Here is a 12648-nt window from a genome sequence, read left to right as displayed (position 1 = left end):
CGTTTGGTGGGGGTTTTAGTTAGTCTGTGGGAATGCTGATCGTGCTTCCCCCGTCCGAAACCAAGGCTCCCGGCGGTTCGCTGCCTGCCGGCGCTCCCCTGCACTTCCCGGAGCTCGACCCGATCCGTGCGGACATTACCCGCGATCTGGTGGCACTGTGCACCGACGATCCGGAGGCCGCCATGCAGGTCCTGGGACTGTCCGAGAAACTACGCAGCGAGGTCGAGGCCAACCAAGCCCTGCTTTCCGCCCCGACGATGCCGGCCCTTCACCGTTACACGGGCGTGCTCTACGATGCGCTCGATGCGCCTTCTCTTGCAGACGCCACCACGTCCCACCTAGCCATCGGCTCAGCCCTGTATGGCCTGGTCATGGGTGGGGATCCGATCCCCCACTACCGGCTTTCGGGCGGCACCAAGTTGACCCCCGGCACCACGATGAAAAAGCGCTGGGGCTCCGCTATCACTGAGGCGCTGCAGCGAGCAGAGCAGGAGCACGGCTTGGTGGTGGACTTGCGTTCCGGGGCCTATCAACAGCTCGGCAAGCTCAAGACCGCCGTCACGGTGCGCGTGGAATCCGTACGCCCCGACGGCAGCCGCAAGGTGGTGAGCCACTTCAACAAGCACTACAAGGGTCTGCTGGCCCGCGCGCTTGCCCAGAACCCCACCGGCACCACCACCGCGGAGGTCGCTGACATTGCCCGCGCCGCCGGCTTCACCGTGGAGCAAAATTCCTCGGTGCTAACCCTCGTGGTCTAGAGACCCGCGACCTCGCCTATCACGTACACCGCCGGCGAGGTCACCCCGTTGGCCTCAAATGTTTCTGCCAGCGTGCCTAGCGTGCAGCGGAATCCCCGCTGCTGGTCGGTAGTGCCCTCCTGAATTACCGCCGCCGGGGTGTCGGCGGCCAATCCCCCGGCCTGCAACTCCGCGGCAATCGCAGCCACGTTCCGCACGCCCATAATCACGCACAGTGTAGCCCCCGAGGCCGCCAGCGCGCGCCAGTCCACCAGGCTCCGCGGGTTTTCTGGCGCCATGTGGCCGGAGACCACGGTAAAGGCGTGCACCATCCCACGCTGGGTCACTGGCACTCCGATGGCTGCGGGCACGCTCACGGCACTGGTCACGCCCGGAATAACTTCGCAGACCACGCCAGCGGCCGCGCATGCTTGCACTTCCTCGAACCCGCGGCCGAACACGAACGGGTCTCCGCCCTTCAGCCGCGCTACCGTCTTGCCCGCCCGCGCGTGCTCCACCAACAGTTCATTGGTCTTTTCCTGGCTCACCTGCTTGGAGTACGGAAGTTTTGCCACGTCGATGACTTCCTTGGTCTCCACGTCGCACAGCTTGTCCAGCTCACTGGTGGGTCCCAGGTGGTCAGTAAGGATCACGTCGGCCCTCTGCAGCGCGCGCATGCCGCGCACCGTAATCAGGTCCCACGCCCCGGGCCCGCCGCCGATCAGCACCACTTTTCCTGTCTCCCTCATGGGTTATCACCCTACCCCTACAATGGGCAGCACCATGAATACGTTCGCCGAAGAATTCCCGGAACTAGCCCTCCCCTGCACCGGCGAGGTCTTCCCCGACCCGCAGCTGCTAGTGCTTAACGAGCCCCTTGCCGCCGAGCTTGGCCTCGACCCGCAGTGGCTCCGTAGTACCGAGGGCATCGCCTTTCTCACCGGCCAGAACGAGTCCTATGCCCTCGGCTACGCAGGCCACCAGTTCGGCCAGTTCAACCCCCGCATGGGCGACGGCCGTGCCCTCCTCCTGTGCGAAAACGGCCGAGACATCCACGCCAAAGGCATAGGCCGCACCCCGTTTTCTCGCGGCGGCGACGGTCACTATCCACTCGATGCCGCCCTCAAGGAGTATGCCTTCGCCGAATCTCTCCACGCTCTCGGCATCCCCACCGCCCGCTCCCTCGCCGTTCTCACCACCGGCCGTACTGTGCAGCGCCGTCGCCTCCACCCAGGAGCGGTCGGCGTGCGCGTCGCCAGCTCCCACATCCGCATCGGAACCTTCCAATACGCCGCGCTCATGGGGCCTCAGGTCACCGAGCGCCTCGTCGACTACACCCTTGCCCGCCACTTTCCGGAGGGCGCCTCCCCCCTCGACCTTTTCGACGCCACCGTCTCCCGCCAAGCCGACCTGGTCGCCAATTGGATGCGCTTCGGCTTTATCCACGGTGTGATGAACACCGACAACGTAGCGATCTCCGGCGAAACGATCGACTTCGGCCCCTGCGCCTTCATGGATTACTTCGCCACCGACACGGTGTATAGCTCGATCGATGCCCGTGGTCGCTACGCATACGGCCAGCAGCCCGCTGTGATGATGTGGAACCTCGCGCGCCTAGCTGAGGCGCTAGTGCCGCTGGTGGATGGGGGCGTCCAAAAATTTACAGAGCACCTGTACCGCTTCCAGCCGCAGTACGCCGCGGCGTGGGACGACAAGATGGCCCTCGCACTCGGTGCCCCGGACTGCGCGGAGCAACTATTGGACCTTATGCAGGTTGCCGCACCCGATTACAACGCAATGCTGGCCGGGCTCGCCCCTGGCAACATCCCGCCGGGGCTCGAAGAAACCCCCGGCGCCGCTGAGTGGACCGAGCGCTGGTCAAAGCACGACCCGCAGCCTCGTAACCCCATCTTCCTGCCACGCAACCACGGCATGCAGGCTGCGCTGCAGCAGGCTGAGCAGGGCGACATGACCCGCTACCTGCTGGCGCTCGAGGCCCTGCAGAACCCCTTCGTATGGGACGCCAAATATGAAAAACTCGGCCTCCACACCGCGGTGCCGCGTGCGGAAGCCGAGTTCACGACCTATTGCGGTACTTAGACCAGCTTCAGAGCCTTCTGGGAACGATCCCACTGCTCGTTGAACAGGTTGGAATCCTTAGCCAGGCGGGTGCCGTAGGAAGGAATCATCTCCTTCAGCTTCGGTGCCCAGTCGGCGATGCGGTTGCCGAAGCAGCGCTCCAGCACCTCCAGCATGGCGGACGGTGCGATAGACGCACCCGGGGAAGCGCCCATCAGGCCGGCAATGGAGCCGTCGTTGGAGTTGATCAGCGCGGTGCCGAACTCCAGGGAGCCGAACTTCGGCGCACCGATCGGCTTGATGACCTGCACACGCTGGCCGGCGGTGACCAGCTCCCAATCCTCGGCGCGAGCCTCCGGCATGTACTCGCGCAGGGATTCCACGCGAGCCGCCTGATCCTTCAGCACCTCCTCGATCAGGTACTTCGTCAGGCCCATCTCCTGCACGCCCACACCCAGGTAGGACGGGATGTTGCCCACGCGCAGAGACTTAAACAGATCCAGGAAGCTACCCTTCTTGAGGAACTTCGGGGTCCAGCCTGCGTACGGGCCGAACAGCAGACCCTTCTTGCCGTCGATCACGCGGGTATCCAGGTGCGGAACGGACATCGGCGGCGCGCCGACGGAAGCCTTGCCGTAGACCTTGGCCTGGTGCTGCTCCACCAGCTCCTGGTTGGTGCAGCGCAGCCACTGGCCAGATACCGGGAAGCCACCGTAGCCCTTGATCTCCGGGATGCCTGCCTTCTGCAGCAGCGGCAGAGCCATACCGCCAGCGCCGATGAAGACGAAGTTCGCGGTGATCACAGACGTGTCGCCGGTGTGCAGGTTCTTAGTGGTGACCTTCCACTTGGAACCGTCGCGGTCGATGTTCTTGACCTCGTTGCCATAACGCACCTCCACGCCCTGAGCCGTGACGGCGTCCAGGTACTGGCGGGTCAGCGCACCGTAGTTAATATCGGTGCCCTCGTCGAACCAAGAGATCGCAACCGGGTTGTTGAAGTCGCGGCCCTTAGCCATCAGCGGCAGGAACTCGGCGAACTTCTCGTCGGAGCCGCTGTACTGCATGTTCGGGAACAGTGGGTGATCCTTCAGCGCCTCGTAGCGAGCCTTCAGGTAGTCGACCTGATCCATGCCCTGGGCAAAGGAGACGTGCGGCACCTTGTTGATGAACTCAGACGGGTCGCCCAGCACGTTCTGCTCCACCAGGTAGCTCCAGAACTGGCGAGAGACCTGGAATTTCTCGTTCACGCCCACGGCCTTGGAGATGTCGATCTTGCCGTTGACCTCGGGGGTGTAGTTCAGCTCGCACAGCGCGGAGTGACCGGTGCCGGCGTTGTTCCACGGGTCGGAGGATTCCGCACCAGGGGTGTCCAGACGCTCGATGATCACCTGGCTCCAGTCCGGCTGCAGCTGCTTCAGCATGACGGACAGGGTGGTGGAGATAACACCCGCACCAATTAATGCAACATCCACAGAATCTTTATGTGCCACTATCTATTCATTCCTTCGGAGGCGAAAAAGTCAGACCGTTATTGTGTCATATTTACTCTACGCCTATAGGCCAATGTTTCAATGAAATTCGGTTACCCGTGGCGCTAGCATGAGGGCATGCTTCATAGTTCCACTCTTCCACCCTCCGCTGCCGACCTCGATTTTTTGCCCGATGAGCTGGGCGAGGGCTTCGGCCATTACTTCCTCGAACTAGGCGCGGACCCAGACGGTGAGTCCCCCATTCGTTGCACCCTGGTGCGTTACTGCCCCGATTCGGCCAACGATTCCTTTTTCTCTCGCCCGGCCATGCTATTTGTCCACGGAATGACGGACTATTTCTTCCAGGATCACGTCGCCCGCCATTTTCACGAGCGCGGTTTCGCCGTCTACGGCCTCGATCTTCGCAAGTGCGGTCGTTCCTGGCGCGAAGGCCAGACATGGCACCATGTGAGCGACCAGTCCCTCTACGACGTCGACCTCACCGCCGCCACGTCGTTGCTCGCCGCCGCCCACTCCGCGGTGGTTCCTGTGGGGCACTCGACCGGCGGGTTGGATGTCACGATGTGGGCTCATCGCCTTTTCGACGCCGGTTCCCCCCTCCACAGCTCCATCGCCGCCATAGTTTTGAACTCGCCGTGGTTTGGCCTGCAGTTCAACCCGGCCGTTCGCTTCCTCATCAACCGCGTGCTGCCGATCGTGCACAAGTTGAAGCCCACCATGTTGCTGCCCGGCGGGATCAACCCGACTTATGGCCGGTCCCTACACGTCAGCGAGGCCGGCGAGTGGAACTACAACCTGCGTCTCAAGCCTCTAGAACCCCGCCCCAAGTACATCCAATGGCTCCTCGGCGTGGCTCGCGAAATCCGTCGACTTCACTCCGGCGAAGGCGATACCGGAGTGCCCACGCTGATCCTCACCAGCCACACCCACCACTTCTCTAAGAAGCTGTCGCGGCAGTCCTACAACGCCGACCTCATCCTCATGCCCAGCCAAATGTGGCAGCAGGCTTCCAACGCATCGTCTCTGTCTACCACCATCGTGATCGAGGGTGCGCTGCACGACGTCTTCCTCTCCCGCCCCAAGGTCCGCGACCGCGCCTTCGCTGCCGCCGACGAGTGGCTGGCGGATGTTTTCAACGAAAGGAAAGTTCATAGTGGATAACTTCGACCTCATCATCGTCGGCACCGGCTCCGGCAACTCCCTCCCCAACCCCACCAACGAGCACCAGAAAATCGCAATCATAGAAAAGGGCACCTTCGGTGGCACCTGTATAAACGTAGGTTGCATTCCCACCAAGATGTTTGTGCACACCGCCGACGTGGCCCGCAGCTTCTCCGAGGCTTCCCGCCTGAGCCTGACCGGCGAGCTTAAGGATGTGGACTGGCAGGGCATCCAGCGTCGTGTCTTCGCCGATCGCATCGACCCCATCAGTGCCGGCGGTGCCGCCTACCGTGCGGGCGACGAAACCCCGAACATCACCCTCTTCGAAGGCACCGCCCGCTTCGTCGGCCCCCGCACCTTGCAGATCGACGACGGCCCCACTATCACCGGCACCAACATTGTGCTGGCCACCGGCGGCCGCCCACGCATTCACCCAGCCCTCGCCGATGTGCGCTATCGCACCAACGAGGACATCATGCGGCTGGATGAACTACCGAAGTCCCTCATCATCGTCGGCGGTGGCATCGTCGCCGTCGAGTTCGCCGCGATGTTCTCTGGCCTCGGCACGCAGGTGACGCTCATCAATCGCTCGGACAAGCTGTTGCGGAAGCTGGACGCCGACATCTCCGAGGCTTTTACAGCACAACAGCAGTGGACGAACCACCTGGGGCGCACCATTACCGCCGCCAAGGAAACAGCCGACGGGCAGATCACCCTCACCCTGGACGATGGAACCATCGTCACTGGCGAGGAGGTTCTTGTCGCGATGGGGCGGGTCAATAATTCGGACACGTTGGACTGTGAAACGGGTGGCGTCCAGACCAAAGAGAACGGCCGAATAGAGGTCGACGAGTACGGCCGCACCAGCGCCGACGGCGTGTGGGCGCTGGGCGATGCCTGCAATGACTTCGAGCTCAAGCATGTGGCCAACGCCGAGGCTCGCGTGGTGGCGCACAACCTGGCGCACCCCGACGACCTGCGGAAGTTCAACCACGACGTTGTGCCCAGTGGCGTGTTCACACATCCGCAGATCGGCGTGGTGGGCATGACCGAGGCCGAAGCCCGCGCGACTGACCGCCCCATCGCCGTAAAGATCCAAAAGTACGGCGACGTGGCCTACGGCTGGGCGATGGAAGATACCACCGGTTTTTGCAAGGTCATTGCCGACCGCGGCACCGGTGAGATCCTCGGCGCGCACATCATCGGCCCGGAGGCCAGCTCGCTGATTCAGAGCTTCGTCACAGCCATGACCTTCGGCATCACAGCCCGCGATTTCGCCGAAAAGCAGTATTGGCCTCACCCCGCTCTGACAGAATTGGTCGAGAACGCCCTGCTGGGGTTAGATCTCGAAAACTAACAAAGGAGCTTTCTCGCCATGTTTGCTGTAGTCACCGGAGCAGCCTCAGGTATCGGCCGGGAGGTGGCACTGCAGCTGGCCGAACGTGGCTACGCAGTCGCCATCAGCGACCGCGACGAGAAGGGACTCACCTCCACCACCAGCGAGATTACCTCCCGCGGGGGCACCGTCGCCGACCAGCGCACCGTGGACGTCACTGACGTGGATGCTGTAAAGGCCTGGGCGGAGGACATCATCGCCACCCATGGAACGCCTGACCAGGTGCACCACGTGGCGGGCATCGCCATCTGGGGCGACGTGCGAACGATGCCCCACGAGAAGTGGCAGCGGGTGATCGACGTGAACCTCATGGGATCCGTGCACATGGTGGAGGCCTTCGCGCCGAAGCTCATGGAACGCGGCGAGGGGCGCCGGAAGTTCGTGTTCGTCTCCTCCGCCGCCGGCATCATCGGGCTGCCGTGGCACGCGGCCTATTCCGCCTCTAAGGGCGGGGTGCTGGGCATGTGCGAGGTGCTGCGTTTCGACATGGCTCCGTTCGGCGTGGACGTGCACGCCGTCGCCCCAGGCGCGGTGGACACTCCCCTGGTGCGCACCATCGACATCCACGGCGTAGATCGCTCCAAGAAGCGCATACAGAAAGCAACGGCCCTGTTCCAGGGCCACGCGGTCACTCCCGCCAAGGCGGCTCAAAAAATTTTGAAGGGCGTGGACAAGGGCAAATACCTCATCAACACCAGCCCCGACATCCCTGTGGCCCGCTGGGCACAAGTTAACGCCCCCTGGGCCTACAAGGGCGCAATGAAAGCTCTTAACGCTGGGTTCCGGTGGGCGTCAAAGTAAAAAGAGCAAAAGGATCGAACCGATCAGCACCAGGACGACAAAGGCGAGGAACGCCTTGCCCTGCCAGTGGGCGTAGTTGAAGTCCATGCCGACCCCGAGGCGCTTGTCCTAAGGTTCATCACCGCCGTGTAACCATGCGAGGGCTTCCAACGCAGTATCCCCGCGGCTATCAGCACGAAAAACAGCACCAATACCGCTGTCCGGCTCGAAGCGAGTACCAAAGTGGGTCGCAAAGCGCTCCGGAATGTCCTTCCAGCGAACGGCCACGTACCCGGCCGCCAGGCCAAGCAGCGCCAGCGCTGTCCCAGTGAGCGCCCATGTGCGGTTTGCTGTACTCATCGTTGTTCCTCAAAAATTTTTTCAAGCTCGGTGTTCGATTAATTCTACTTAGACGCAGGGGGTGTCCGAGGCGGCTTATATACTGCCCACACAAGCCAAGAAAAATTTTTTGGCAACACCACAAAACCACCACCGAACAGGCAAAAGAGGAAAGACCATGTTCGAGCATTCCACCACCACACCCTGCTGGCGCATCACCGACCCAAACGATCCACTAAGCGCCGCAGCGTGCGAAGTAAACCGCGGGCACGTAAACCTCGCCGTGGCCTGCACGCCCGACATGAACGAGTGCGTCATCGACGTATCCACCCGCCTGGCCGTGCGTCTCGGCCTGACGGAATACCGCGCACTCACACTGGTAGAGATCGGCCACATGTTCCGCCGCTTCCCCACCATCCTCGAGCTCGCCCGCACTGGCGCCTACCCTCTTGACCTGCTGCGATGCATGGCCGAATGCCTCAGCCCCGTCAAGATGGACGTGCCCGAAATTTTCGAGGAAAAAATTTTTGAGGCGATCTCCCCCACCGTCCCCAACCAGGCCATGCTGGCCCGAGCAACCATCCGCAGCCGCATCGAGAATGTGATCCGCAAGCACGATCCCCAGGCTCTGCCGGAGGAGCCGAAGGATGCGGATTCTTCCGCGCGCCTCGACATCGACGATCGCCCCGATACCACCACTGTCTTCTTCTTGACGCTACCCAAGCTCGAAGGGTTAGAACTTCAGCGGACGCTCAACAACGTGGTCAAGAACAATTCTTGCTCCCGCGCCGAAGCCCTGATGCGTCTGGTGCGCAGACAGACCACGGCGGACATCACGCTGAACCTGTACCAAAGTACCGATCAGCCAGAGGCCCAGATCTGGGCAGCCGGGGGCTGGCTCAGCTCAAAGGCCACACAAAGGTGGAAGGATCGCGTTACGTATATCCAGTTCCCTGGTGCTGCAAGCAACGAGGGCTACTCCCCCACACCCCTGGTGCGAGCCAGCGTGGAAGGGCGCGACGGAACCTGCCGCTTTCCAGGATGTTCGGTGCCCGCGCACAAGTGCCAGCTGGATCACGTGCAGCGCTACGACCACGAAAACCCGCAGGCAGGAGGCCCGACGTCCACCTCGAACCTCCATTGCCTGTGCGCCAAACACCACAACGCGAAGACGACTGGCTCCTGGGATGTCACCATCCATCCCGACGGCAACGAAACCTGGACTAGCCACGGCGACGGACACACCGTGATGACGGCACCCAACGGGCCGCTGGGGCGGGAAACCTTTGCCCAGCGAGCGGAGAATCGTCGGCGGGCGGCCTAGCGCGGCTCGTCGACTGGGACTCCCATGACGTCCAGCGCCGTGGCCAGACCGTCGTAGTTGGTGACTAGCATGACGAACGCAACCTGCTCGCGCTCGCTCAACAGACCCCGCAGCCGTTCGGCCATGTCGGTGGTCAGGCCGCGGTTGCGGACGAGCTGCCCGGTGGCGTCCAGCAGGGTGCCGTGGCGGCCGGTGAAGCCGTGGTCGGGCTGGAATAGGGCGTCGATACCCTTGACCCCAACACGCGCGGCGAGGGCACGGTGCTGGTCGGCTTCGTAGGCGCTGCCGCGCAGATAGGCGACGCGCAGGATGATCATTTCGGTCTCGACGCGCGAGAGGTAGCCGAAGGGCATCATCGAGCCACCATAAAGCAGCCAGAAAAAGAAGAGCCGTGGGGCACGACCGATGGTGGCGAACACGCCGAGGTTCTTCTTCTTAGTGATGCGAGCTCCGACGCGCGTGGCGAAGGTGCCGAAGGGGCTGAGGCAGCGCAAGTGGAGGTTACGCGGGACGGGGCCAGGCCCTAGAGGTGTAGTTTTGTCTCCCATACTTCTGGGAGGTTAATCGGTCGGGCTAGGCCTCGCTGGGAATCGTGAGAACCTCGTAGCCTTCCTCGGTAACGACCAGGGTGTGTTCGAACTGCGCGGTCCACTGGCGATCCTTTGTCTGGACAGTCCAGTCGTCGTCCCAGACCTCGTAATCGAGACCGCCGAGGTTGATCATCGGCTCGATGGTCAGGGTCATGCCCGGTTCCAGCAGGTCGGTGTACATAGTCGGGCGATCGTAGTGCAGCACAACCAGGCCGTTGTGGAAGGTCGGCCCCACGCCGTGGCCGGTGAAGTCCTCCACGACGTTGTAGCCGAAGCGCTTGGCGTAGCTCTCAATCACTCGGCCGATGGTGTTGATCTGGCGGCCGGGCTTCACGGCCTTGATACCGCGCCACATGGCCTTCTCGGTGCGCTCAACCAGTAGGCGGTGTTCCTCGGAGACGTCACCGGCCAGGAACGTCGCGTTGGTATCGCCGTGCACGCCGTTCTTGTAGGCGGTGACGTCGATGTTGACGATGTCGCCGTCCTGAATAACCGTGCTGTCGGGAATGCCGTGGCAGATGATCTCGTTGAGGCTTACACAGCTGGACTTCGGGAAGTGACGGTAGCCGAGTGTGGAGGGGTACGCGCCGTGGTCGCACATGTACTCGTGCGCCACGCGATCGATCTCGTCGGTGGTCACCCCGGGGGCCACGGCGGCGCCTGCGGCCTGGAGTGCATCGGCGGCGATGCGGCTGGCCTCGCGCATCTTCTCGATCGTCTCGGGGGTCTGTACCCACGGCTCGCCCACGTTTTCCTGCACGCTGTCCTTCCACGCGTACTCCGGCCGTTCGATGTTGGCCGGGACAGAGCGGATCGGGGTGGGCTTTCCGGGAGTCAAAGGTGCTCGAGTCATGGCTCCCTATCCTACTCTGGACGCCCCTTCGCCTCCTCGTCTGGGCCATCCAGATTGCTGAAGAAATCTGCGGTCACGGCTGTGGCGTGCTCGGACCCGCCGCCAAGCACAATGAGGGTGGCAAAAGCCAAGTCGCCACGGTATCCAGCGAGCCAACTGTGAGAGCCTTCGTTGATCTCGGCCTCACCAGTCTTGGCATACACCTCACCCGCGCCGGCCACGCCGGATCCCGAGCCATTGGTAACCACGGCGCGCATCATCCTGCGCAGCTGCTTAATGGCCTGGGGGTCGAGCTTCTTCTGGGCCTCTTTCTGGGCTTCGTCGTTTGTGGCCTCGGTGTGGTGGTTATCGCCCGCAATGAGGTACGGGGTGGGAGCCTTCCCCGCAGCCACGCTGGAGGCCACCATGGCCATGCCGAAGGGGCTGGCGAGATCGAGGCCCTGGCCGTAGCCGGATTCGGTACGGTCGAGCATCTTTTCGCCCTCGGGCACGGAGCCGGTGATAGTATCCAGCCCCTCAATGTCGTAGTCCGCGCCGAGACCGAACTGCGCAGCGATGTCCTTCAATTCGCCCGGCTTCAGCTTGGTGGAGATATCCGCAAAGGTGGTGTTGCAGGACTTGGCGAAGGCGTTCTCCAGCGGGGTGTTCCCCAGAGAAAAACTGTTGTAGTTGGTCACGATGCGCCCGCCGATGTCCTGGGTTCCGGGGCAGCCGACGATTGAATCAGGGGTGAGCCCCTGCTTCTGCAGACCCGCATAGGCCGTGAGCATCTTAAACGTCGAACCTGGTGGATACTGGCCCGTCAGGGCAACATTGCCATCCTCGTCTGCCTTTTGGGACTGGGCAACAGCCAATACTTCGCCGGTGGACGGACGCATGACAACCATCATCGCTTTCGCGTCGTCGCGGGTATCCACGGCTTTCTGCGCGGCCTCCTGCACCTTGCGGGACAGGGAGACGTGCACGCTAGGCGAAGCCTTCGGATCCTCGCCCCCAACCTTGGCTACCTCGTTGCCTTCGCTGGTGGCGGCAACGACCTTCCAGCCTGCCTCGCCCTGAAGATCCTCTTCTACCACGCTGCTGACGCGCGCCATGATGTCCGGCGCGAAGGAGGGGTCCGGGCGTACCAGGGAGGGTTCCTCGTTGAGGCGCACGCCCAAAACGCCCCCGAGGGCGCCCTGCAGACGCTTGCCCTGAGCCTGGTTGACGGTCAGCACGGAGTACTCACCGTCGACGTCCTTGGCCTCATTGGCCTTCTTCACTGGATCGATGCGAGGGACGGACTTGTCGGCTCCGCGCATGGCATCGAGTTCGCCGGCGATGCGGCGCATGGTGCCGAGGACGTCGGGGGCTTCCTCCGTGTTCACAAAAATCCGGTACTGCGTGCCGGGTTCCAGCAGCACGGCACCGTCGGAGCCCACCACGTTGGCCACCGTTGCGGGCACAGTGCGCAGCTCCAGATGCTGGTTGGCGCCCAGCTCCGGGTGCAGCACTGCGGGCTGCCAGCGAACGGACCAGTCTTCGCCGGTACGGGTGAGGTTCATCGAGGAGTCGTAGGAAAACTCGCGCCCACCAGGCAGGTTCCAGCGCATCGAATACTGCGCGGTGGCCTGGTTATCCTGCGTATTAACTTCCTTGAGCTCCGTCTGCAGCCCCTCGGCCTGCAGAGACTCCCACGCCTGCTCGATGGCCTGGGTCGCCTTGTCGGGGTTATCGGTCTCCCCTCCGGCCTGTGAGGCTTCACCCGGATTGGACAGGGCGGCCAGGAAGGCCTGGGCGGCGTCGTCAGCAACATCGGGCTTCGGCGTGCAAGCCGCAGCGCCCAGCACTAGGCCAGCCGTCGTGACGGCCGCGGTGATGCTCCGGCGAGGGGTCCAAGAGGTGGTGCGCATAGGCACA

12 protein-coding genes are annotated in these 12648 nt (G+C 63.0%); 6 read left to right on the top strand and 6 right to left on the bottom strand.

What is annotated here, in order from left to right; genetic code table 11:
- The first annotated feature begins 32 nt into the window (after positions 1-32).
- Entirely contained in the window at positions 33-758 is a 726-nt protein-coding gene (gene yaaA, locus ACKFRT_RS02260; protein ID WP_408925600.1) for a peroxide stress protein YaaA, read from the top strand.
- Here the strand turns inward: yaaA and cobA are convergent.
- Positions 755-1486, bottom strand: coding sequence for a uroporphyrinogen-III C-methyltransferase (gene cobA / locus ACKFRT_RS02255; protein WP_408925599.1), 732 nt, complete (start codon positions 1484-1486; stop codon positions 755-757). The two genes, yaaA and cobA, sit on opposite strands and share 4 nt — an antisense overlap.
- Here cobA and ACKFRT_RS02250 point away from each other — a divergent pair.
- Positions 1485-2837 (top strand): protein adenylyltransferase SelO family protein, encoded by a 1353-nt coding sequence (locus ACKFRT_RS02250; RefSeq protein ID WP_408925598.1) that lies wholly within the window; start codon positions 1485-1487, stop codon positions 2835-2837. The two genes, cobA and ACKFRT_RS02250, sit on opposite strands and share 2 nt — an antisense overlap.
- Here ACKFRT_RS02250 and mqo read toward each other — a convergent pair.
- Positions 2834-4306 carry a malate dehydrogenase (quinone) gene (gene mqo / locus ACKFRT_RS02245; protein ID WP_408925597.1) on the bottom strand — a complete coding sequence of 491 codons (1473 nt, stop codon included), beginning with the start codon at positions 4304-4306 and terminating at the stop codon, positions 2834-2836. The genes ACKFRT_RS02250 and mqo overlap by 4 nt on opposite strands.
- Positions 4307-4423: 117 nt before the next feature.
- Here mqo and ACKFRT_RS02240 point away from each other — a divergent pair, with 117 nt between their 5' ends.
- Genes ACKFRT_RS02240 through ACKFRT_RS02230 form a run of 3 tightly spaced genes read left to right on the top strand, consistent with a single transcriptional unit; the run spans position 4424 to position 7664 of the window.
- On the top strand, positions 4424-5467 hold the full coding sequence (locus ACKFRT_RS02240; RefSeq protein WP_408925596.1) for an alpha/beta hydrolase: 1044 nt from the start codon (positions 4424-4426) through the stop codon (positions 5465-5467).
- Positions 5433-6824: a mycothione reductase gene (gene mtr / locus ACKFRT_RS02235; protein WP_408925595.1), complete on the top strand. Its 1392-nt coding sequence runs from the start codon at positions 5433-5435 to the stop codon at positions 6822-6824. The genes ACKFRT_RS02240 and mtr overlap by 35 nt, the downstream gene beginning before the upstream one ends.
- 18 nt (positions 6825-6842) lie before the next feature.
- Positions 6843-7664: an SDR family oxidoreductase gene (locus ACKFRT_RS02230; protein WP_408925594.1), complete on the top strand. Its 822-nt coding sequence runs from the start codon at positions 6843-6845 to the stop codon at positions 7662-7664.
- Positions 7665-7772: 108 nt separating this feature from the next.
- Here ACKFRT_RS02230 and ACKFRT_RS02225 read toward each other — a convergent pair whose 3' ends face one another.
- On the bottom strand, positions 7773-8003 hold the full coding sequence (locus ACKFRT_RS02225) for a hypothetical protein (protein WP_408925593.1): 231 nt from the start codon (positions 8001-8003) through the stop codon (positions 7773-7775).
- A gap of 157 nt (positions 8004-8160) precedes the next feature.
- Here ACKFRT_RS02225 and ACKFRT_RS02220 point away from each other — a divergent pair, with 157 nt between their 5' ends.
- A complete protein-coding gene (locus ACKFRT_RS02220; protein ID WP_408925592.1) occupies positions 8161-9306 on the top strand; it encodes an HNH endonuclease signature motif containing protein in 1146 nt (381 codons plus the stop codon).
- Here the strand turns inward: ACKFRT_RS02220 and ACKFRT_RS02215 are convergent.
- The 3 genes from ACKFRT_RS02215 to ACKFRT_RS02205 are packed head-to-tail and all read right to left on the bottom strand — an operon-like array spanning position 9303 to position 12641.
- Positions 9303-9854, bottom strand: a complete 552-nt coding sequence (locus tag ACKFRT_RS02215) for a carboxymuconolactone decarboxylase family protein (protein ID WP_408925591.1) — start codon at positions 9852-9854, stop codon at positions 9303-9305. The genes ACKFRT_RS02220 and ACKFRT_RS02215 overlap by 4 nt on opposite strands.
- 25 nt (positions 9855-9879) lie before the next feature.
- Positions 9880-10749, bottom strand: coding sequence for a type I methionyl aminopeptidase (map, locus tag ACKFRT_RS02210; RefSeq protein WP_408925590.1), 870 nt, complete (start codon positions 10747-10749; stop codon positions 9880-9882).
- Positions 10750-10760: 11 nt separating this feature from the next.
- Complete coding sequence (locus ACKFRT_RS02205; RefSeq protein WP_408925589.1) at positions 10761-12641, bottom strand: penicillin-binding transpeptidase domain-containing protein; 1881 nt, start codon at positions 12639-12641, stop codon at positions 10761-10763.
- Positions 12642-12648: the final 7 nt, after the last annotated feature.

The sequence above is a fragment of the Corynebacterium jamesii genome (genome assembly GCF_046097395.1).
GTDB lineage: Bacteria > Actinomycetota > Actinomycetes > Mycobacteriales > Mycobacteriaceae > Corynebacterium.
Note: the sequence above shows the minus strand (reverse complement) of the source record. Positions and strands in the feature narration are given on the sequence as shown.